The sequence below is a fragment of the Micromonospora sp. C51 genome (genome assembly GCF_018070435.1).
Taxonomy (GTDB): Bacteria; Actinomycetota; Actinomycetes; order Mycobacteriales; family Micromonosporaceae; genus Micromonospora; species Micromonospora sediminimaris.
Genome location: NZ_JAGPXQ010000012.1, coordinates 1 through 20122 on the forward strand (window position 1 = coordinate 1; position 20122 = coordinate 20122).

The window sequence follows — 20122 nt, forward strand, 5'->3', positions numbered from 1 at the left end:
CTACTACGGGGGGTAGGATTGCGGGGTGACTCGGCTGGGGGATCTTGAGCGTGCGGTGATGGACGTGCTGTGGGACACGGTTCCCGCCACGTCGGATGGTGTCACCGTGCGCGAGGTGGCCGAGGCGCTGGACGGACGCGAGTTGGCGTACACCACGGTGATGACCGTGCTGGACCGGCTGGCCGGTAAGGGCATGGTGCAGCGCGAGCGGGAAGGGCGGGCGTGGCGTTACCGTGCCGCGGCCAGCCGTGAGGCGTACATCGCCCAGCTCATGCTCGATGCGCTCGATCTGGGCGGCAGTCGGGACGCGGCGCTGGTCCGATTCGCCCGTTCGGTGACCGGCACCGAGGCCGACGTGCTGCGCGCCGCGCTCTCGGCACAGGCCGGGTTGGCGTCCGACACACCTGGGCAGGTGGCGGACAGCCCGGACCGCGGGCTGTCCGACCGGGTCGAGTCGCCACCAGACCGGTCGTCGCGCGCCGGCCTGGCCGACGAGGCCGCGGAACGGTAGGGGCGAGGCCGTGGCGCACACCCTGCACTTCGCCGCCTCGATGGTCGCGTGCTGGCTGCTCGCCCAGGTGCTGGCCCGCTCCACCTGGACGTGGCGCAGCCCTCGGGTGGCGATCCTGTGCTGGCAGGCGATCGGTCTGGGGGTCGGTCTCTCCGCGATGGGTCTGCCGATCGCGCTGGGTCTCGCCCCGTACCAGCGGGGCACCGGCAGTGCACTGCTGACGCTCGCTGACGACCTTTGGCACGGCACCCTGCCGGCCGGTCTCGGTGCCGTGCACCTGGGGCTGGTCGGCGTCGGTCTCGGCATCGGGGCGGTGCTGCTGACCACGACGGTACGCAGCATCCACGGCGCGGTACGCGCTCAGCGTCGGCACCGGGAGCTGCTCACCCTGGTCGCCCGACGGGATCCGACCGTGCCGGGCGCGCTGGTGCTCGACCATCCGGGTGCGGCAGCGTACTGCCTTCCGGGGGTCAAGCCCCGGGTGGTGGTCAGCGCCGGCACCCTCAGCCTGCTCGACCGGGCCGAGTTGGCGGCGGTGCTGACCCACGAGCGGGCGCACGCGCAGGAGCGGCACGATCTGGTGCTGCTGCCGTTCACCGCGCTCTGTCGGGCGCTGCCCTGGTTCCGCTGGGTCCGGGAGGCACACGAGCGGGTTTCGCTGCTGGTCGAGATGCGCGCCGATGACAAGGCCCGCGAGCTGCACGCCGAGGCCCCGCTGGCCGGTGCGCTGCGCCGGTTCGCCGCCGCCGGGAACCGGATCACGCCGGCCGGCGCGCTCGGCATGGGCGACCGGGATCTGGACGTACGGGTGCAGCGGCTGCTGGTCACCGCACGCCCGCCTCGGCTGCTCGGTGCCTTTGCACTGTCCGTGACCACGACCGTGGCCGCCCTGCCCGTCTCGCTCTTCCTCAGCTGACGGACCCTGAACTAACCCTGATCATGCCGGCCCGGCTCGCATTGCGGACCTATATGTAGCTTCGCTACGTGTAGCCTTCCTATCCGCATCGACGTCCGCCCCGGGAGAGCCGACATGGACACCCTGCTCCTCGCCCGCCTACAGTTCGCCACGACCGCCTCGATCCACTTCCTCTTCGTGGCTGTCACGCTCGGCCTGGTCACCCTGCTGGTCGGGATGCAGACCGCCTGGGTGGTGACCGGCAACCAGCGCTGGGAGCGGCTGACCCGATTCTGGGGTCAGCTCTACGTGATCAACTACGTGCTCGGCATCGCCACCGGCATCGTGATGGAGTTCCAGTTCGGGCTGAACTGGAGCGGGCTGTCGCGCTACGCCGGCAACGTCTTCGGCGCGCCGCTGGCGATCGAGACCCTGGTCGCCTTCTTCCTGGAGTCAACCTTCCTCGGCATGTGGATCTTCGGCTGGCACCGGCTACGTCGCGGCGCGCATCTCGCACTGCTCTACGGAGTCGCGATCACCGCGTACGCCTCGGCTTTCTGGATCATGGTGGCCAACTCCTGGTTGCAGAACCCGGTCGGCTACGAGGTACGCGACGGCGTGGCCCACCTGACCGGCTTCGCGGCACTGCTGACCAACCCGGCCCTGTGGATGGCGCTCGGGCACGTGGTGTCGGCGGCGCTGCTCACCGGCGGCCTGCTGATGGCGGCGGTCAGCGCCTGGCACCTCAACCGGCGCACCACCGACCACGCGCTGTTCCGCACCTCGCTGCGGATCGGGCTGGTCACCGCCGCGCTGGCGATCACCCTCGTGCAGGGGTTCGGCTTCGCCCAGTTCGGGCCGGTGGGCGGCGTACAACCCACCAAGTTCGGGGGCAACCCCGAAGCCGACGCGCTGATCGCCGACTGGACCGCCAGGTTCGGCCCCGGCGACTACCTGCCACCCACGCTGGCCAACGTCGGGCTCGGCTTCATGATCCTCATCGGTTTCGCCCTCGGCCTGCTCTGGCTGCTCGTCCCGCTGCTCTGGCGGGACTGGATCATCCGCCTCCGGTTCCCGCTCTGGCTGATCATGCTCACCCTGCCCCTGCCGTTCGTGGCGCTGATCCTCGGCTGGATCGCCCGCGAGGTCGGCCGCCACCCCTGGGTGGCGTACGGGCTGCTGCCGGTGGACCAGGCGGTCTCGCCGATCAGTCCGTGGTTGATGGCGACCTCGCTGATCGGCTTCACCCTGCTGCTCGGCACGCTCGCCGTCACCAACTGGACGCTGCTCGCCCGGCACGCCGCTCGGGGTGCTGGCGACCCCGCTCTCGGCCGCCCGCCGGCCCAACCGCCGGCCGACGACCCCCGCCCCGAACCCGCGTTCGCCTGAGGAGCCGGAGATGGAACTCGCCTGGTACGCCCTGCTCGGCCTCTTCTTCGCTGGCTATCTGGTGCTCGGCGGCTACGACTACGGCGTCGGCCTGCTGCTCGCCCGGGGTGCCGACGCGCCGCGCCGACGCGCCGCCCTCAACGCGGTCGGTCCGTTCTTCCTCGGCAACGAGGTGTGGCTGGTCGCCGCCGTCGGCATCCTGTTCGGCGCGTTCCCCGTGCTGGAGGGCGAACTGCTCGCCGGCAGCTACCCGGCGGTGGCCGCCGCGCTCGCCGGGGTGATCCTGGTGACCGCCGGGGTGCAGCTGCGCAGCCGGCCGGGCGGCAGATCGGCCCGAACCGCGTGGGAGCGGGTGATCGTGATCGGCAGCCTGCTCGCCGCGCTCGGTTGGGGCGTGGTGCTCGCCGGACTGCTCCAGGGGGTACCGCTGCGGGCCGATGGACACGTGGCCGGGGTGACGCACCTGTTCACCCCGTTCGCCGCCGCCACTGGGCTGGCCGTGCTGGCACTGGTCGTGGCGCACGGTGCGACCTTCCTCACCCTCCGGCTACCCACCGTGGAAAGTGACCGGCTCCGTCCGCTGGCGCGCCGTCTGCTCCTCACCGCGATCGTCGCGGTCGGCGCAGCCGCCGTCGTCGCTCTGTTCTCCGACCGGGTACGCACCGCCGCGCAGCGCCCCGCGGTCGGCGTACTGCTGGCGCTGTTGCTGGTGGCGGCCCTGCTGGCGGCGCGGGTGGCGCTCGGGCGGCGACGGCCCGGCGTGGCCTTCGCCGCCACCGCGACGGCGCTCGCGCTACCGGTGCTGCTGGTCGGGGTGACGCTCTGGCCGTACGTGCTGGTGTCGACCGTGGAACCGAGCGCATCACTGACGGTGACCGACGCGGCCGCCAGTGGTCCCACCCTGCGGCTGCTGGGCTGGCTGGCGGTTCCGCTGCTGCCGGCCCTACTAGGCTTCCAGGCGATGTGCTGGTGGATTTTTCGAGGACGAACCGACGGCAGGGCACCGGTGTACTGGTGAACCGCCGCCCCTTCGACCCGCGGCTGCTGCGCCGGGTTCCTGCTGCCCGACGCGACCTCGCCCTGCTCGCGCTGCTCGGCGTACTCGCCGCCGGGCTGGTCGTGGCGCAGGCGACCGCCCTGGCCGTGCTGCTGGCCACGGCCTTCACCGGGCAACTGGACCGCGCCGCGCTGGTCGGGCTGCTGGCCGCGGTCGCGGCCCGCTCGCTGGTGGTCTGGGCGCAGGGCGCGGTGTCCGCGCGGGTGGCCGCCACGGTCAAGGCGGCGCTGCGCGCCGACCTGCTGGGAGCCGTCGCCCAACACGGACCCGGCTGGGTGGCCGGACAGCGAGCCGGCCAACTGGCCACGCTCGCCGGTCGGGGTCTGGACGCACTCGACGCCTACTTCACCGGCTACCTGCCACAACTCGTGCTGAGCGTGACCGTGCCGGTCGCGGTGCTGGGCCGAGTCCTCTTCGCCGACTGGAGTTCGGCGGTGATCATCGCGCTGACGCTGCCGCTCATTCCGATCTTCGGGGCGCTGCTCGGCTGGCAGGCCCAGGCCGCCACCGAGCGCCAGTGGCGGCGGCTTTCCCTGCTCGGCGGGCACTTCCTGGACATGGTGGCCGGGCTACCCACACTGCGCGCGTTCGGTCGGGCCCGGGCGCAGACCGACGCGGTACGGCGGATGGCCGACGGGCACCGGATCGCCACCATGAAGACGCTGCGGATCGCCTTCCTCTCCGCGCTGGTGCTCGAACTCGTCGCCACCCTGTCGGTGGCGCTGGTCGCCGTACCGGTCGGCATCCGGCTGCTCGGCGGCGGGCTGGCCCTCCAGACCGCGCTGCTGGTGCTGCTGCTGACCCCGGAGGCGTACCTGCCGCTGCGCGCGGCCGGCAGCCGCTTCCATGCCAGCATGGAAGGGCTCACCGCGCTGGACGAGGCGCTCACCCTCTCCGGCTCGGCACCGCCGGCACCGGCGGGTCGAGCGGGCGCGCGACCGGACGGACCAGCCGAGATCCGCTTCGAATCGGTGACGGTGGCGTACGAGCGCACCACGGCGCTGCGCGACGTGACGCTTACCATCCGGCCCGGCGAGCGCATCGCGATCATCGGACCGAGCGGCGCCGGCAAGAGCACCCTGCTCAACCTGTTGCTCGGCTTCGTGCGCCCGACCGACGGCCGGGTCACCGTCGGCGGGATCGACCTGACCGAGATCGACCTGGACGGCTGGCGGCGACAGGTGGCGTGGGTGCCGCAAAGGGCGCATCTGTTCGCGGCGTCGCTGGCCGACAACATCCGGCTCGGCACCCCCGAGGCCACGCCCACCGCCCTCGCCGCCGCGGTCCATGCCGCCGCGCTGGACGAGGTGGTCGCCACCCTGCCCGACGGGCTGGACACAGTGCTCGGCGAGCGCGGGTACGGCCTGTCCAGCGGCCAGCGGCAACGGGTGGCGCTGGCCCGGGCCTTCCTGCGGGACGCGCCGGTGGTGCTGCTCGACGAGCCCACCGCGCGCCTCGACGCCGCCGCCGAGGCGGTGGTGCTGTCGGCCACCCGCAAGCTGGTCGCCGGCCGTACCGCCCTCCTGGTGGCCCACCGACCAGCGCTGCTCACCGACGTCGACCGCATTCTGCGGGTCGAGGACGGGCGGGTCACCGAACTGACTCCGGTACCGGCCGGTGAGCGCCCATGAGCGAGCGGATCGTGCTGCGGCTGGCCCGGCCGTACCTGAGACGCCTGATCGGTGCCGGGCTGCTCGCCGCGGCCACCGAGTTCGCCGGGCTTGCCCTGATGGCGACCGCGACCTGGCTGCTGATGACCGCCGCCGGTCAGCCCCCGCTGGATCGGCTCACCGTGGCGATCGTGGCGGTACGGGCGCTGGCGGTGAGCCGGGGCGTGCTGCGTTACACCGAACGCCTGGCCGGGCACGACGCGGTGCTGCGTCTGGTAACCGACGTCCGGGCCCGGGTCTTCGACACGCTGGCGACGCGGCGCGGCGCCCCGCCCCGCAGTGGGGACGCGCTGAGCCGACTGGTGTCCGACGTGGACGCGGTACAGGACCTGCTGCTGCGGGTGCTCGTGCCGGCTGCGGCGGCCGGGCTGGTGAGCGTACTGGCCGTCGGGCTGACCGCCCTGGTTTCGCTGCCGGCCGCGCTCGCGCTCGCCGTCGGGCTGCTGGTGGCCGCCGTTGCCCTGCCGGCGTTGGCGACCGCGCTGACCCGACGGGCCGCCGCGGAGGTGGCGCCCCTGCGCGGAGCGCTCGCCACCGACGCGGTCGATCTCACCCACGGTGCCGCCGACCTGGCCGCCTTCGGGGCGACCTCGGACGCGCTGGCGGCTGCCGGGCGGCGGGCCCGCCGACTGGCGCGGCTGGAGCGGCGACTCGCGGCGCTCGGCTTCGCCGTCGACGCGGCCGGGGTGCTGGTGGCGGGCCTGACCGCCGGGACGGTGGTGTACGTGGCCCTCGGCGCCGGTGTGGACGGGGTGCTGGTCGGCGTCCTGGCCGTCGGCACGCTGGCCGCCGTGGAGATCGCCCTCGCGCTGGTCGGCGCGGCCCGTCAATGGACCGGGCTGCGGTCCGGCCTGGCCCGGGTCGCCCAGCTCCTGGCACCTGGCGACGCCGGCTCCGAGGCCCCGGGGACCTCCATCAGCGCTCCTGCGGTCGACCCGGCCCCGACGGCCCGGTTCGAAGCGGTGACGGTTCGATACCGGGTCGGTGCTCCCGCCGCGCTCGACGGCGTCGACCTGGAGCTGCCACCCGGACGGCGGGTCGCGGTCGTCGGTCCGAGTGGCGCGGGCAAGAGCACCCTGGCCGCCGTGCTGACCGGCGCGGTTCCCCCCACCGCCGGGCGGGTCACCCTGAACGGGCGGGACGTGTCGGCGTACCCGTCCCAGGAGTTGCCCTACCTGGTCGGGGGGTTGCTCGCCGAGGCGTACGTCTTCCACGCCACCGTCCGGGACAACATGCTGCTCGGTCGGCCGAATGCGGACGAGGACGCGCTGCTCACCGCCGCCACCGCCGCCGGGCTGGCGGACTGGGTCCGGGCCCAGCCGGACGGCTGGGACACGGTCGTCGGCGAGGAGGGCGGACAGCTCTCCGGTGGTCAACGGCAGCGTCTCGCGCTGGCCCGCGCCCTGCTCGCCGCGCCGGGCGTCCTGGTGCTCGACGAACCCACGGAGGGCCTCGACCCGACCGCCGCCGACCAGGTGCTGGCCAGCGCGTTGGCCGCGACCGTCGGGCACTCGGTGCTGCTGATCACCCACCGGCTCAGCGGCCTCGCCGAACTCGACGAGATCGTGGTGCTGGACGCCGGCCGGGTCGTGCAGCGGGGCCGACACGCGGCGCTCGTGGCGACGCCCGGCTGGTACCGGGAGCAGTGGGTGTTGCAGCAGGCCGCCGAGCACGGCTACCTCGCGCTGTCGGGCTGATCCGTCGGGGCCGCCTCCGGGATGTCCCCGAGGCCCGGACGCCAGCGGACATGGCAGGGTTGGGGCCATGCCGGTCAGGGATGACGTGTTGGTCGAGGAGCACCTGCGGCAGCTCGCCGGCCGGCTCCGTGGGCCACGCCGGCTGCGGGCCGATCTGATCACCGAGGCGCGGCACGGGCTGCTCGACGCCGCCGAGGCGTACCGGGACAGCGGCCTGCCGGCGGGTGAGGCGTCGCGCCAGGCGGTCGCCGATTTCGGTACGCCGGATCAGCTTGCCCCGGCCTACCAGGCCGAACTCGCGGTGGCCGCGCTGCGCGGGTTGTCTCTGCGAGTGGTCGCAATCGCCGCGACCGGCTCGATCGCAGGTGACCTGAGCTGGCGAGGATCAAGCTGGAGCAGCGGACCGCGACCGCCCTCCGGTTACCTGCTGTTGTCGCAGTCGGTGGAGTGGATCTGGGCGGGTGCGTTCCTGCTCGGTCTGGCCGGACTCGTGCTGGTCGGGGCCACCGCCCGCTCGGCGCGTCCCGCACTGACCGCGCTGGCGCGCAGCGCCGGTGTCGCGCTGACCGGGACCGCTCTGCTGGGCGCGGTGGCCGGGGCCGGGCTGTTCACCTGGTCGATCGTGCTGTGGGACGCGGCCCTGACCTGGCCACCGATGATCATCGGCATGGCCGTCGGCGGCGCCGCCCACGTGTGGCTGGGCAGCGCTGCCCGCACCTGGCTGCTGGCCGCTCGCTGACGGGTCAGCCCGCCGGGGTGGGTGTGGTGCCCGGGTCCAGGAAGCGGCCGACCGTCGAACTGAACTCACGCCACCCCGACCGCTGGTCGGCCAGCGCCCGCCGCCCGGAGTCGGTCAGCTCGTAGGTCCGCCGTTCCCGCCCGTTGACGGTGCTCCACGCGCTGACCACGTGTCCGGCCCGCTCTAGCCGTCGCAGCGCCGGGTAGACGGTGCCGGTGGGCAGGTCGAGCCGACCGTCACTGCGCGCCCGCAGGGCCTCGATGATCGCGTAGCCGTGCCGGGCCCCCTGCTCCAGCACGGCCAGGAGCAGGGCGTCGAGGTGTCCGTGCAGCGCCTGGGCGTTCATGCGTAGACACGCTACTTGTTATCCGCGTGGCGAGCCATCGGGGTGCGGCCAGCGGTTACCGAGCGCAGCCAACTAGGGTATGTGCCCAGAGTCACTCACCGGCATCAGCGCCGGGGGTGGTAGCCCGACGCACACGGAGGTCACCGTGGCACGCCAGTCGCCCCAACGGCCGGACGCCGACGAGCCCGAGCTCGATGACACGACCGGCACCAGCGAGCCGGACGTCGCCGAGCCGGACGTCGCCGAGCCGGACGTCGCCGAGCCGGCCGACGCCGCGCCCGACGTCGCCGCGGCGGAGACCGCGAACCGCGCACTCTGGGACGAGCTGCGGATCGATCCGGTGGAGATCGCCCTGCCGGCCGGCACCGGCTTCACCCTGCGCGCGTACCGGTCGGCCCGTGAGCTGACCCCGACCGACGTTGCCGAGCGCGACGCCGACGACCCCTTCCTTGCCCGTCGACAGGTCGGCCCGACCGAGAGCGACGACGAGGAGGAGGGTGACGTCGTCATCCTCGACGAGGACGTCGCCCGCGAGTTCGCCGAGAGCGAGGACGAGGAGAAGCAGGCGCAGCGCGGCGACGCCGCCGAGGACGGGAAGGAAGACGCCGACGAGGTCACCGCCGACGAGGCCGGTGACGAGGAGGTGCCGGTCTTCCTGACCCACAAGGGTCGGCTGCTGCTGTTCAAGACGCCCGAGTCGCTTGTCAGTTTCGTCCGTTCCGGCGCACCCAACGATCTGTCTCAGCTGGACAGTTGGGATGAACTGTCCGAACGGGTGGAACCGGCCGACATCGCGCCGCTGGACGATGACGTCTACGAACTCGACCTCGTGGTGGAGAACCTCCGCGGCGGGCACGACACCTGGGACCCGACGCTGCTCATCGAGGCCGGCGAGGTCGCCCGCGACCTGGCGTACGCCCTGCGACTGCCGGCGGTGCTGGACATGCTCTCCACCGGCTCCAGTCTCGACGACCTGGACGAGGCGCTACGGGCATCGGTCGGCGGCGGCATCGGCGGCTTCATGGGACGGCGTAGGCTGAAGAAAATCGGGGCACAAACCGCAAGTTTGGGTTGGCGGACCATTGTCGGAAAGATCTCTGCGGTCGTGGACTGGCGCGACTGACCCGCACCAGGGAGCATCAGTCTCTGGCAGAGAAAGCCCTGTGTCCCGGGAGGAGGACGACGCCGTGGCGCTCGTGCGCGTGTACTGCGGTCTGACCTCGGCGGACCCGGCCGACCGACCGGTCTCGACCGGATCGGCGCTGACGTCCGCTGTGGTCGACGACGCAGGCCGTCTGCTGCATGTCTGCGAGATCGGCGACGACCCGACGGGCTACGCCCGGCTGGTCACGCTGCTCGTGGAACGCTCGGGCGGGCCGAGCGGTGCGGCGATAGCCGCCGACAGCGACGACCACACCATCACCTCTCTGCTCAGTGCCGCCGGTCGCCCGCTGGCGATCGCCGACGACGACTCGGTCGACGACTTCGCCGAACGGTTCGCCGACGACGACTCGCTGGAGGAGATGCAATCGCCGCCGGCCGTCCGGCGGGCCGTCGGTCTCGCCCGGGCGTTGCAGGCCGGGGCACTGTCGGCGGTGACCCTGCCGGCTCCCCGTGAACTCGCCGGGTACAAGCAGGTCCTCGCCGCACACGCCGCGCTGGCCAGCGGTCGGCACTCCGCCGCGGTCGCGCTGCGCGAGGTGCTCCGCGAGCTCTACCCGGCCGCGTTGCGCGCCTACCCCGACCCGGCCGAGTCGATCCCGCTGGCCGTACTGGACGCGCTGCCCGAGCCGGGCATGCTTACCGACGCGGCCGGCCGGGGCCGCGACGCCGCGGTCACCGCGGACGCCGTCACCGCTCAACTCACCGCCGAAGGGGCAGGCGACGCGGAGGCGATCGACGAGGCAGTCACCGCGCTACGCGTCGCCATCTCCGAGACCCCACGGCGGGCCACCGTCAACCGGGCCCTCACCTCAGCCGCCGCGGAGACCATCCGACAGGCGGTCGCCTCGGTCCGCGCCTGCGACGCCGGCTGCGAGGCGCTCGTCGGTGCGCTGCGCGCCCGTACCGCCGGACCAACGGCGGCGTCCGGCCGGCGAGCCGCCGCGCGACGCGGCGAACAGGTCGGCGAACTGTCGGCGAGCACTCCCGGCACCCAGACCGGCCTGCGGTCGGTGCGCCCCGGCGGCCCCGAGCCGGCCGGTGGCCGTCGCAGCCGGCCGGAGCCGGTGCCGGGCAACGCCCAGCCGGCCGCTCCGCGTCCACTCGGCCCCCCGCCGGTGGCACCCGCGCCGATGACTCCCCCACCGGTCGCGCCCGCGCCGGTGACGCCGGCCGCCGTGGCCGGCCCGCCCGCCTCGCCGTCGCGGGCCGAGTCGCACCCGTCCCGGGTGGACGGCCCGACCAACCGGCCGATCTCCGCGCCGCCACCGCCGCCGCCCGGCATCACGCCGATCGCGCCGACGCAGCGCGGCTCGATCCCGCCCGCCGAAGCGGGGGAGCCGTTCCGGCCGACCCTCACCACGGCGGCGATCAACAACGCCCGCGCCGAGCGCCAGCGCACCGTCATTCCGCCCCGGCCGAAGACGAACGGCGAGCCACCGACGCCGACCGGCGGATTCAGCGCCACCGACCTCAGCGTTCCGGTGCCGGCGCCCCGCCCCGAGCAGGAGAAGACCGCTCCCCCGGGATCCCGCTCGAACTGGCCTCTGGTCAACAACCCGGAGAACCCGGCCGACACCTCGCCCCGCAATCCGGTCGTCGGTTCGTACGACGACCGTGGTCGGCGCGGTGCTCCGGAGCCTCCCAGCAACCAGGGTGCAGACCGCCGGGTCACTCCGCCGTGGCTCGCCGACGACCTGCCGCCGGAACCGCCCGTGCTGCGGCTGGTCGAGCCGCCGCCGCTGGCCGACCGGGCGTTGCGCAACGGCACCCAGCCGCCGCCGGAGACGCCGCCGCTACGGCTCGTCGACCGCAGCGGCGCCGAACGCGGCAACCGGGGGGACGAGCGACTGGAGCTACCGGCCCGCCGTCCGGCGGAACCGCCGGTCGAGCACCGGCCGCCGCCGGTCTCCGACGAGGGCGACGGCGATCTGCTGATCTTCGCGCAGGCCCGTTCCGCCTGGTTCGTGGGGCACGGCGAAGAGGCCGACCTGGACTGGTCGACCACGGCCGACACCGGTTGGCAGGCCGCCGAGCAGGCGGCCCGTCCCGCAGTGGGGGCCGAGACGAACGCGGGGCTGCCCAAGCGCGTACCGCAGGCCAATCTGGTGCCCGGCTCGCCGCTACGGGAGGAGCGCCCGCTGCGGATAGTGCGTGACGCCGCCAGCCTGGCCGAGAACACCACCGGATACTTCCGTGGCTGGCGTCGGGGGCAGGAGATCGGCGGGTTCGCGGTCGGCGGGCGTCCCGGGCGGGAATCGGCCGGCGGCTGGGACTTCAGCCGCGACACAGGTGATCGCGACGACGACCGGGAGTACGAGTACCGCTCCGCCGGCTACCGTTCCTGACCCGCGCGCAGTGCTGCCGGTGGGCTGCCCAAGGCCGTTCACCTGCGTGTTTCTGCCCACACCCGGATAATTTGACGTCGGGTCGGCAGGGCCGGGAGCATACCCGCGAAACATCCGGCGGCAGTTCGCCGGGCGGGAAGGCGACTCATGGCGACACCGGTAACCGGCCCATCCGTGGTCACTCGACGCGGCGTACTGGCTGCGGCGGCGAGCACCCTGCTGCTGAGCGCCTGCGGGCGCGACGGCGGACGGGAGGACGCCGTCGCCCGGCCCACCCCCGGTCATGAGTTGGTCGTCGGTGCCACGCTGGAGCTGAGCGGCCCCGGTGCGGCGCTGGGCGTGCTCCAACAACGGGCGCTGGCCATCAGTGCGGCGGCCCTCAACGAAAAGGGCGTGGCGGTCGGCAACCTCCGCCGGACGGTACGCGTCGAGGTGCTGGACAACCGCAGCGACCCCCGACTGGCCGCCCGGCAGGCGACCGAGCTCGGCCGCCGGGACGACGTGCACGCCCTGCTCGGTGCCACCCTGGCGGAGACCTCCATGTCGGTCATCGGGGTGGCGCAGAAGCTCCGGCTGCCGTTCGTGTCGTTGGCGTTCGGCGACTCCATCGCCGTGCCGCTGGCCCAGCGGGCCTACGTCTACAAGGTCACCCCGGACGCTGGCGACGTGGCGCGGCGGCTCGCCCAGCTGATCAGCTCCGAAGGACTACGCCGGGTCGTGGTGCTGGCCGAGGACGGGCTGCACGGCGACTCGGGTGTCCGGGCCATGCGAGGCGCGCTGCGCACCGCAGAGGTCGGTCTGGCTCGCACTGTACGGCTGCCGGCCGGCAGGGCCGGCATGGCCCGCGCCGCCGAGCAGGCCGTCGCGGCCGGCGCGGACGGTGTGGTGGTCTGGGCCACCGCACCCCATTCCGGTGCCGCCGCACGGGCACTACGCGCGGCCGGACATGACGGCGAGTTGTTCTTCGACGCCGGGGCGGTGGCCGAGGAGACTCTGGACCGTCCCAATCTGCCCGCCGTCGAGGGCTCCTACGCGGTCCACCCGTCCTCGCTGGGCGGCTCCACCATCGCCAACAGCAGCGCCGCCGGGCGCGCCTACCGCGACCTCGTCTCGGCGTACATCCGCGCGCACGGCGCCTACCGTGGCTTCGCCCCGTACGCCTCCGACGCGCTGCTGCTCATCAGCACGGCGGCCCGGTTGGCCGACAGCGTGGACCGTGGTCGGCTACGGGCGTACCTGCAGAACCAGGTCACCGATGGCCTGGCCGGGATGTACTCGTTCACGCCGATCCGGCACAGCGGCATGGACCGCCACTCCCTCGGGGCGTACCGCGTCGACGGCGGTGCCTGGAACCGGCTCAGCTGACGACGGTGGGTGCCCTGGGGCACCCACCCACGTCACCGGGGCACCAACCAGCGCCCGGTGTCGGCGGTGGCCGTCACCGGACGCTGGTGCCGAACGTCAGGCGGGCGCGACGGCCCGGGAGCGACGCATCGTGAGCACGTACTCGACCAGCGAGATCAGTACGTGCTTCGTCGACTCCCGGTTCCGGGCGTCGCAGGCCACCACCGGCACGTCGCTGGAGATGGCGAGCGCATCCCGGACGTCCTGCGGATCGTGGTACTGCATCCCGTCGAAGCAGTTGATGGCCACCAGGTACGGCAGCCGCCGGTGCTCGAAGAAATCGATCGCCGCGAAGCAGTCGGCCAGCCGGCGGGTGTCCACCAGCACGACCGCGCCGATCGCACCCCGCACCAGCTCATCCCACATGAACCAGAAACGGGTCTGACCCGGCGTACCGAACAGGTACAGGATCAGGTCACGATCGATCGAGATGCGGCCGAAGTCCATGGCCACCGTGGTCGTCGTCTTGCCCGGCACCTGCCGGGTGTCGTCGACGCCGACTCCGGCGGAGGTCATGATGGCCTCGGTGGTCAGCGGCGTGATCTCCGAGACCGAGCCGACCAGCGTCGTCTTACCGACGCCGAATCCACCGGCGATAACGATCTTCGCCGACGTCACGCGCCCGCTCGGGGCCGGCGGCCGGTGCGACATGTCAGAGCCTGCGAAGTCCACTCAGCACCCTCTCCAGCAATTCAGTGCCCACCGCGTCGTCCGAGTCGTCCAGGATGGTCGGCTCGTGGACCGCGACCAGGCCGTCCGTCGCCATGTCGGCGATGAGCACCCGGGCCACGCCGAGCGGAAGCTGCATCCGCGCCGCGATCTCCGCGAGCGACTGCACGCGTCCGTCACACAGCGCGGCGATGTACTGGTGCTCACGGCCTTGGCCACCATTGCCAGTGGCAGCGGCCCGACCGCGCACCGTCGTCTCGACAAGCGCCTCCAGGGCGATGTCGAGGCGGGGACGGGTACGACCGCGGGTCACGGCGTATGGACGGACCAGCGCGCCGGTCGGCTCGTCACGATCAGCCATGTTGCCGCTCACCTCCTTCGTACCCGGCACCGGTTGGACCGGTGCTACCCGTCGTATGCAATGTTGTCGCCTCGCCTGCCCCCACCGGCCGGCGCGACGATCAGCCCATCATCCCCACAGCCGTACGCGGCTGCGGGGTCAGGGCGTCGCCCACCCGGTCAACGAGCAGGGCCATTTCGTAACCGACCTGTCCCACGTCGCAACTACGCGCGGCGAGCACCGCGAACGACGAGCCGTCGGAAATCGACATCAGGAACAGGAAGCCATTGTCCATCTCGACCACCGTCTGCAGGACGGCGCCTCCCTCGAAGCAACGGGCCGCACCCTGGGTCAGGCTGACCAGGCCGGAGGCGATCGCCGCCAGCTGGTCCGCCCGGTCCCGGGGGAGGTCTCGGGACGACGCCAGGAGCAGGCCGTCCGCGGAGACGGCGACCGCATGCGCGACACCGGGTACCCGATCGGCGAAGTTGGCCAGCAGCCAACCGAGATCCTGCGTACTAGTCATCCTTCTTGCTCCTTCTGCCCGCTCCCGGCCACCGGGCCAGAGCCAGACTGCGAGGATTGCTGCCCGCCCGGAGTTCCGTCCGGGCCGGTCGGGTTGCTGTCCGAGGGGTGACTACGTCCCCGTTGGACACCCCGGTGGTAGGCGGACAGCAGACCGCGTACCGATTCCGGGTTACGACGCTGCACCGAGGTGGTGGGCTTCTCCACCGCCCCCGGCACGAGCTGTGCCATCGGCGTACGCTTCGGCAGCCCGGTCTCGGTGGTGCCGGCCGCCGGCGCCTGGCTGGCGGCACTGGCCGCGCGCCAACCGTCGTCGGCCGCGGTCCGCCACATGTTCTCCTGAGGTGTCGGGCGGTGCGAGGGCGCGCTGTCGGCAGCGCCGGGCCGGGGCCCGCCACTCGCTGCCGCGCCGTTCCCGCCGGAAGCGCCCGCCCCCGTCGGAGTCTTTGGTGCCATCGGTGCGTTACCTGTCGTCCCGGTCGGGGTCTGCTGCTGGGCCGGCCGATTGACGACGTCGACCGTGGAGAGCTGCTGGGTCGTCGCGGCGGCCGTGGCGGACTGACGCGCGCCCGCAGACTCCTCCGGACCCGGCCGACGGGTGCGGAACCACGCCGACTCCAGCTCCCGGAAGATCGGCAGTTCCATCGTCTCGTCGGCGTACCGCTGCCGGTTCTGGGCCTGCGGCGGCGTGGGGGCGGTCGGCTGGTTCTGCGCGGGAGCGGGTCGGCCTGCCGGGGTCTGACGCTGCACCCGCGGCAGTTCGGTGGTCATGTCCAGGGCGGCGGCCAGCCGCTCGGGCACGGGCGGTGCGGCCGGCTCCCCGGCGACCGGCGGCCAGGCCGGGGGTGCCGAGGACGCACCCGCGCTGGGCGCTGCCGAGACGGGCCGCTGCGGCAGCGGACCACCGGGCGGAGTCGAGACGGGCGAGCCCGACACGGGGTGACCGGAGACCGGGGCCGCCGAGACCGGCGGGGCCGAGTACGGCGTGCCGGAGACCGGGGGCGACGACACCGGGGGCACCGGCGGCGCCGAAACCGCCGGCGGGGCGTACGAACCGGTCTCGGGGCTGCTCGGCAGCTGACGCGGGATGGCCGGTGGCTGACCATGCGGCTCGTCGGTGGACCGGCGCTGCGGCAGCGGATCGATCGGGTGACCGTTCGAGGTGAGCGGCGCGAAGCCGTTGCCGTTGCTGGTGCCGCTGGCACCGGTCAGATCGGACCAGGCGGGCAGGTTGCCGCCGCTGCCCACGGTGGTCGGCGTGCCGGAGCCGTTACGGCTGGCCGGGTCGAAGGGCCGACCGCCGAGGGTCACCTGGTTACCCGAGCCGCCCGGGGTACGCGCGGCGGGCGGGGCCGGTGGGTGAGCGCCGTTGCCGAGCGCGGCCAGCGCGCCGAACGCCGGGGTCGGCCCGGACGACGGGCCGGCTGCGGCCGGCAGTGCGGGAGGCTGCTGCCCCCGGCCGGACAGTGCCCGAGGCACCAGCACGGTGGGCGGCAGCGTGACCTCGGCGACGGTGCCCCGGTCGCCGCCAGGCCGCAGCTCGACCTTGACGCCGTGCCGGGAGGACAGGCGGGCGACCACGACCAGGCCCATCATCCGGGAGACGGCGACGTCCACCTGCGGCGGCGTGGCCAGTCGCTCGTTCAGCTCGGCCAGCTGCTCGCCGCTGATGCCGATACCTCGGTCCTCGACGTACAGCGAAGCACGGTCGCCGACCCGGCGAGCCTCCACCAGCACCTGAGAGTCCGGCGGCGAGAAGGCGGTCGCGTTGTCGAACAGCTCGGCGACGAGGTGGACGAGATCGTTGACCGCGTGTGCGGCGACCTCGATGTCCCGGTCGATCACCCCGAACTCGATCCGGGTGTAGTGCTCGACCTCGGACTGGGCGGCCCGCAGCACGTCGATCAGTGCGGCCGGCTCGCGCTGCACGCGGGTCGAGTCGGCGCCGGCGAGGACCAGCAGGTTCTCGTCGTTGCGGCGCATCCGGGTGGCGAGGTGGTCCAGCTGGAACAGCTCCGCCAGCCGGTCCGGGTCCTCCTCGCCGCGTTCCAGCCGGTCGAGGTGGCCGATCAGCCGGTCGACCAGGATCTGCGACCGGCGGGCCAGGTTGACGAACATCGTCGCGACCGACGACCGCAGCGCGGCCTGCTCGGCCGCGGTACGGACCGCCTCCAGGTGGACCGCGTTGAACGCCTCGGTCACCTGGCCGAACTCGTCCTTGCTGCGTACCGGCAGCGGCTCGGCGATCTGGTTGGCCAGCTGCACCGGCGAGAGCTGTCCGGTGACCTGCGGGTCGCGCAGTCGGGCCACGGCCTGGGGCAGCCCGTACTGGGCGATGGAGAGCGCACCCTGACGCAGCTCACGCAGCGAGCGGGCCATCGAGCGGGCCACCAGGAACGCCAGGAAGATGGCCAGCAGCAGCATCGTGAGCAGCAGGCCGGTCTCCAGGAACACCGTGCGCTGCACCTCGGAGCGCAGCTCGCCGGCCTGCTCCACCACGTCGGAGTCGAACTTCGACTCGACCGAGCGGATCAGTTGGCCGTTGGCGACCAGCGCGTCGTCCCACTGCTCAGGGGTGAACGAGATGCCGGCGAGGTTCTGCGAGTTGTCGGCGTTGACCTGGCTGATGTAGATCGTGGCCTGCCGGCGGTCACCGCCGCCGATGGTCTGGGCGTGGAACTCGGCCTCCGCCTCGGTGGCCACCGCGTCGAAGCTCTGCTGCGCCTGCTGCTGACCGGTCTCGCTGGAGATGTAGTCGGTCCGCAGGGTCGAGCTCATGCCGCCCAGGATCAGCGCCCGGTGCACGACCACCCGGCGGACGGAGAGCCACTCCTTCTCCCGGGCCACCGCGGCGGCGGCCCGCATCCGGTCGCTCAGGTCGTTGTCACCGGCCAGCTGGCTGGCCGAGTCGCGAACGGTGAGCAGCTGATTGATCAGCTCGTCGTACGACTGGATCGCGTCGGTGATCCGGAACTTGCCGTTCAACACCTGGCTGCGGGCGCCGGGCAGGTCACCGAGACCCTCGTCGATCTGCTCGAGCAGCCCGTTCAGGCTGACCGGCAGATCGCTGAGGTCGGACCGCTGCTGCGAGTAGGGGGCCTTCTCCTGGTCGACCCGCGACGAGACGTCGTTGTAGCGGGTGGCCGCCGCCTCCTTCTGCGCCGCGGTGGCCGTCTCCGGGTCCAGGCCCAGCAGCAGCACCGCCGCGGTCCGTTCGTCCTGCAGCCCGTCCACCAGGCCACCGGAGTGACTGATGAGTTCGGCGAGGTCGCCGGCCCGGTTGGCGTCGTCGAGCGCGTCCAGGTGGTCGACCAGACCGCTGGTACCCACGACGACCGTGGCGATGGTCGGCACGATCATGATGAGACCGAGCTTGGACCAGATCGGCATGTCGCGGAGCCGACCTGCCGGCCGGCGTAGACGCGACAGGAGAGAACCTGCCGTCTTCGGCCGTTTGCTCACGTCACCGCCCTCGTGATTGCAGCGTCCGCGTTGCCCCCGGACAACGCCCAGCAGCCGACCCGGCGGGTCGGACCATCCGAGATTCCATCACGCCGCCACGGAAAGAGAAAGCCCAGGTTGGCCGCAGCCGGAGGTGTGATGAGATGTTGATGCAATTTGATCGCGGTCCGTCTGTTCGGAGTTACTTGAAGTAATGAGCAACCCGCACCGAGTCGTCCTTCTCGCCGGCCCCTCCGGCTCCGGAAAGTCGTATATAGCGCAGCAAACCGGGCTGCCAGTGCTCTGTTTGGACGATTTCTACAAGGATGGCGATGACCCAACGTTACCGATACGGAACGGTCAGATCGATTGGGAGTCGCCCGATTCGTGGGACGCCGAAGCAGCGGTGGAGGTTATTGACCAATTGGTCCGACACGGCCGGGCGGACGTGCCGGTGTATGCCATCAATGAGGATCGCCGGGTAGCCACTCGGCGCTTCGAGCTGGCCAGTTCGCCACTTTTCGTAGCCGAAGGGATCTTCGCCGCCGAGATCGTCGGGGAGTGTCGGCGACGCGGGCTCCTCGCCGGGGCGTACGCCCTGCGCCGGCCGCGCAGCGCGACCTTCCTCCGTCGGCTGGCCCGGGATCTCGCCGAGCAGCGAAAAGGCCCACGGGTCCTGCTGCTGCGCGGCCTGGCGCTGCTGCGCGCGGAGCCGGCCGTGCTGCGTCGGCAGACCGGCCTCGGTGCGGAGGCCGCCCGTGGCCGGGATGTGCTGCGCCGGGTGGCCGGTCTGCTCGCCGCCGGCCACCCGCCGCAGATCGGCTGACCGCCGACCGGACGTCGGTCAGCCCAACAGCTTCGCGTACGCCGGCTTGATCACCTCGTCGATGATCCGTAGCCGCTCGTCGAAGGGGATGAAGGCGGACTTCATCGCATTGATCGTGAACCACTGAAGCTCGCGCCAGCCGTAGCCGAACGCGTCGACCAGCAGCGCCATCTCCCGGGACATCGAGGTGCCGCTCATCAACCGGTTGTCGGTGTTGACGGTCACCCGGAAACGCAGATCCCGCAGCAGTCCGATCGGATGCTCCGCGATGGACGCGGCGGCACCGGTCTGCACGTTCGACGACGGGCACAGCTCAAGCGGGATCCGCTTGTCCCGCACGTACGCGGCCAACCGGCCGAGTTGGGGCTGCGGGCCGGGGGTGATGTCGTCGACGATGCGGACTCCGTGGCCGAGGCGGTCGGCGCCACACCACTGGATCGCCTGCCAGATGGAGGGCAGTCCGAACGCCTCACCGGCGTGGATGGTGAAGTGGAAGTTCTCCCGCTGGAGGTATTCGAAGGCGTCCAGGTGCCGGGTGGGTGGGAAACCCGCCTCCGCACCGGCGATGTCGAAGCCCACCACGCCGTGGTCGCGGTGCCGTACGGCCAACTCGGCGATCTCCTGCGAACGAGCCGCGTGCCGCATCGCGGTGAGCAGCGTGCCCACCCGGATCGGTGTGCCGGCCTCGGCCGCGAGCGTGCTGCCCTCCACGAAACCGGCCAGCACCGCCTCGACCACCTCGTCGAGGGTCAGGTCCTGCTCCAGGTGCTGCTCCGGAGCGAACCGGACCTCGGCGTAGACCACCCCGTCGGCGGCCAGGTCGAGGGCACACTCCCGGGCCACCCGACGCAGCGCGGCGGCGGTCTGCATCACGGCGACGGTGTGCGCGAAGGTCTCCAGGTAGCGCTCCAGGGAGCCGGAGTCGGCCGCCGCCACGAACCAGCGCCCCAGCTCCGCCGGGTCGGTGGTGGGCAGTTCATGACCGATTTCCGCGGCCAGGTCGACGATCGTCGCGGGGCGCAGGCCGCCGTCCAGGTGATCGTGCAACAACGCCTTCGGAGCCCTGACGATGTCCTCGTACCCGATATCCGTGCTCATCGCCCC

General features: G+C 72.6%; 15 protein-coding genes and 2 pseudogenes. 11 read left to right on the forward strand and 6 right to left on the reverse strand.

The window, feature by feature from the left end:
- Window positions 1-25 precede the first annotated feature (25 nt).
- From KBX50_RS15005 to KBX50_RS15035, 7 genes and pseudogenes are all read left to right on the forward strand, one after another.
- On the forward strand, window positions 26-511 hold the full coding sequence (locus KBX50_RS15005; protein ID WP_210937654.1) for a BlaI/MecI/CopY family transcriptional regulator: 486 nt from the start codon (window positions 26-28) through the stop codon (window positions 509-511).
- Between the two features lie 10 nt (window positions 512-521).
- Window positions 522-1427: a M56 family metallopeptidase gene (locus KBX50_RS15010; RefSeq protein ID WP_210937655.1), complete on the forward strand. Its 906-nt coding sequence runs from the start codon at window positions 522-524 to the stop codon at window positions 1425-1427.
- Window positions 1428-1541: 114 nt separating this feature from the next.
- A complete protein-coding gene (locus tag KBX50_RS15015; RefSeq protein ID WP_210937656.1) occupies window positions 1542-2795 on the forward strand; it encodes a cytochrome ubiquinol oxidase subunit I in 1254 nt (417 codons plus the stop codon).
- A gap of 10 nt (window positions 2796-2805) precedes the next feature.
- Window positions 2806-3813, forward strand: a complete 1008-nt coding sequence (gene cydB, locus KBX50_RS15020; protein ID WP_210937657.1) for a cytochrome d ubiquinol oxidase subunit II — start codon at window positions 2806-2808, stop codon at window positions 3811-3813.
- Window positions 3810-5483: a thiol reductant ABC exporter subunit CydD gene (gene cydD / locus KBX50_RS15025; RefSeq protein ID WP_210937658.1), complete on the forward strand. Its 1674-nt coding sequence runs from the start codon at window positions 3810-3812 to the stop codon at window positions 5481-5483. Before cydB ends, cydD begins: the two co-directional genes overlap by 4 nt.
- Window positions 5477-7219, forward strand: a pseudogene (gene cydC, locus KBX50_RS15030) (thiol reductant ABC exporter subunit CydC); the annotation flags it as partial. The gene cydD and the pseudogene cydC, both read left to right, overlap by 7 nt.
- 67 nt (window positions 7220-7286) lie before the next feature.
- Window positions 7287-7958, forward strand: coding sequence for a permease prefix domain 1-containing protein (locus KBX50_RS15035; protein WP_210937660.1), 672 nt, complete (start codon window positions 7287-7289; stop codon window positions 7956-7958).
- A gap of 4 nt (window positions 7959-7962) precedes the next feature.
- On the opposite strand, the gene KBX50_RS15040 is transcribed toward KBX50_RS15035, so the two are convergent.
- A complete protein-coding gene (locus KBX50_RS15040; protein ID WP_210937661.1) occupies window positions 7963-8304 on the reverse strand; it encodes a PadR family transcriptional regulator in 342 nt (113 codons plus the stop codon).
- Window positions 8305-8383: 79 nt separating this feature from the next.
- Between KBX50_RS15040 and KBX50_RS15045 the strand changes: the two genes are divergently transcribed.
- The 3 genes and pseudogenes from KBX50_RS15045 to KBX50_RS15055 all read left to right on the forward strand — a co-directional run bounded on the left by KBX50_RS15045 (window position 8384) and on the right by KBX50_RS15055 (window position 13178).
- On the forward strand, window positions 8384-9427 hold the full coding sequence (locus KBX50_RS15045; protein ID WP_210937662.1) for a DNA primase: 1044 nt from the start codon (window positions 8384-8386) through the stop codon (window positions 9425-9427).
- Between the two features lie 1069 nt (window positions 9428-10496).
- Window positions 10497-11813 (forward strand): annotated as a pseudogene (locus tag KBX50_RS33810) (transposase); the annotation flags it as partial.
- A gap of 147 nt (window positions 11814-11960) precedes the next feature.
- The gene (locus KBX50_RS15055; RefSeq protein ID WP_210937664.1) at window positions 11961-13178 is read left to right on the forward strand and encodes an ABC transporter substrate-binding protein; all 1218 of its coding nucleotides are present in this window, start codon (window positions 11961-11963) and stop codon (window positions 13176-13178) included.
- Between the two features lie 96 nt (window positions 13179-13274).
- Here the strand turns inward: KBX50_RS15055 and KBX50_RS15060 are convergent, their stop codons facing one another.
- The 4 genes from KBX50_RS15060 to KBX50_RS15075 form a co-directional block, all read right to left on the reverse strand.
- On the reverse strand, window positions 13275-13868 hold the full coding sequence (locus tag KBX50_RS15060; protein WP_091260490.1) for an ATP/GTP-binding protein: 594 nt from the start codon (window positions 13866-13868) through the stop codon (window positions 13275-13277).
- Between the two features lies 1 nt (window position 13869).
- Window positions 13870-14247 (reverse strand): DUF742 domain-containing protein, encoded by a 378-nt coding sequence (locus tag KBX50_RS15065; protein WP_091634396.1) that lies wholly within the window; start codon window positions 14245-14247, stop codon window positions 13870-13872.
- A gap of 100 nt (window positions 14248-14347) precedes the next feature.
- Complete coding sequence (locus KBX50_RS15070) at window positions 14348-14752, reverse strand: roadblock/LC7 domain-containing protein (protein WP_013731521.1); 405 nt, start codon at window positions 14750-14752, stop codon at window positions 14348-14350.
- Complete coding sequence (locus tag KBX50_RS15075) at window positions 14749-18213, reverse strand: sensor histidine kinase (protein ID WP_210937665.1); 3465 nt, start codon at window positions 18211-18213, stop codon at window positions 14749-14751. Before KBX50_RS15075 ends, KBX50_RS15070 begins: the two co-directional genes overlap by 4 nt.
- Before the next feature lie 433 nt (window positions 18214-18646).
- On the opposite strand from KBX50_RS15075, the gene KBX50_RS32850 reads away from it, so the two are divergent.
- Entirely contained in the window at window positions 18647-19018 is a 372-nt protein-coding gene (locus KBX50_RS32850) for a hypothetical protein (protein WP_232511365.1), read from the forward strand.
- Between the two features lie 18 nt (window positions 19019-19036).
- Here KBX50_RS32850 and KBX50_RS15085 read toward each other — a convergent pair whose 3' ends face one another.
- Window positions 19037-20116 (reverse strand): adenosine deaminase, encoded by a 1080-nt coding sequence (locus KBX50_RS15085; protein WP_210937667.1) that lies wholly within the window; start codon window positions 20114-20116, stop codon window positions 19037-19039.
- Between the last annotated feature and the right edge of the window lie 6 nt (window positions 20117-20122).

Coding starts and splice junctions, on each gene's coding strand:
- KBX50_RS15085 (WP_210937667.1), bottom strand. CDS start 20,116: ATGAGCACGGATATCGGGTACGAGGACATCGTCAGGGCTCCGAAGGCG.
- KBX50_RS15070 (WP_013731521.1), bottom strand. CDS start 14,752: ATGACTAGTACGCAGGATCTCGGTTGGCTGCTGGCCAACTTCGCCGAT.
- KBX50_RS15040 (WP_210937661.1), bottom strand. CDS start 8,304: ATGAACGCCCAGGCGCTGCACGGACACCTCGACGCCCTGCTCCTGGCC.
- KBX50_RS15015 (WP_210937656.1), top strand. CDS start 1,542: ATGGACACCCTGCTCCTCGCCCGCCTACAGTTCGCCACGACCGCCTCG.
- KBX50_RS15045 (WP_210937662.1), top strand. CDS start 8,384: ATGTGCCCAGAGTCACTCACCGGCATCAGCGCCGGGGGTGGTAGCCCG.
- KBX50_RS15065 (WP_091634396.1), bottom strand. CDS start 14,247: ATGGCTGATCGTGACGAGCCGACCGGCGCGCTGGTCCGTCCATACGCC.
- KBX50_RS15060 (WP_091260490.1), bottom strand. CDS start 13,868: ATGTCGCACCGGCCGCCGGCCCCGAGCGGGCGCGTGACGTCGGCGAAG.
- KBX50_RS15035 (WP_210937660.1), top strand. CDS start 7,287: ATGCCGGTCAGGGATGACGTGTTGGTCGAGGAGCACCTGCGGCAGCTC.
- cydB (WP_210937657.1), top strand. CDS start 2,806: ATGGAACTCGCCTGGTACGCCCTGCTCGGCCTCTTCTTCGCTGGCTAT.
- KBX50_RS15055 (WP_210937664.1), top strand. CDS start 11,961: ATGGCGACACCGGTAACCGGCCCATCCGTGGTCACTCGACGCGGCGTA.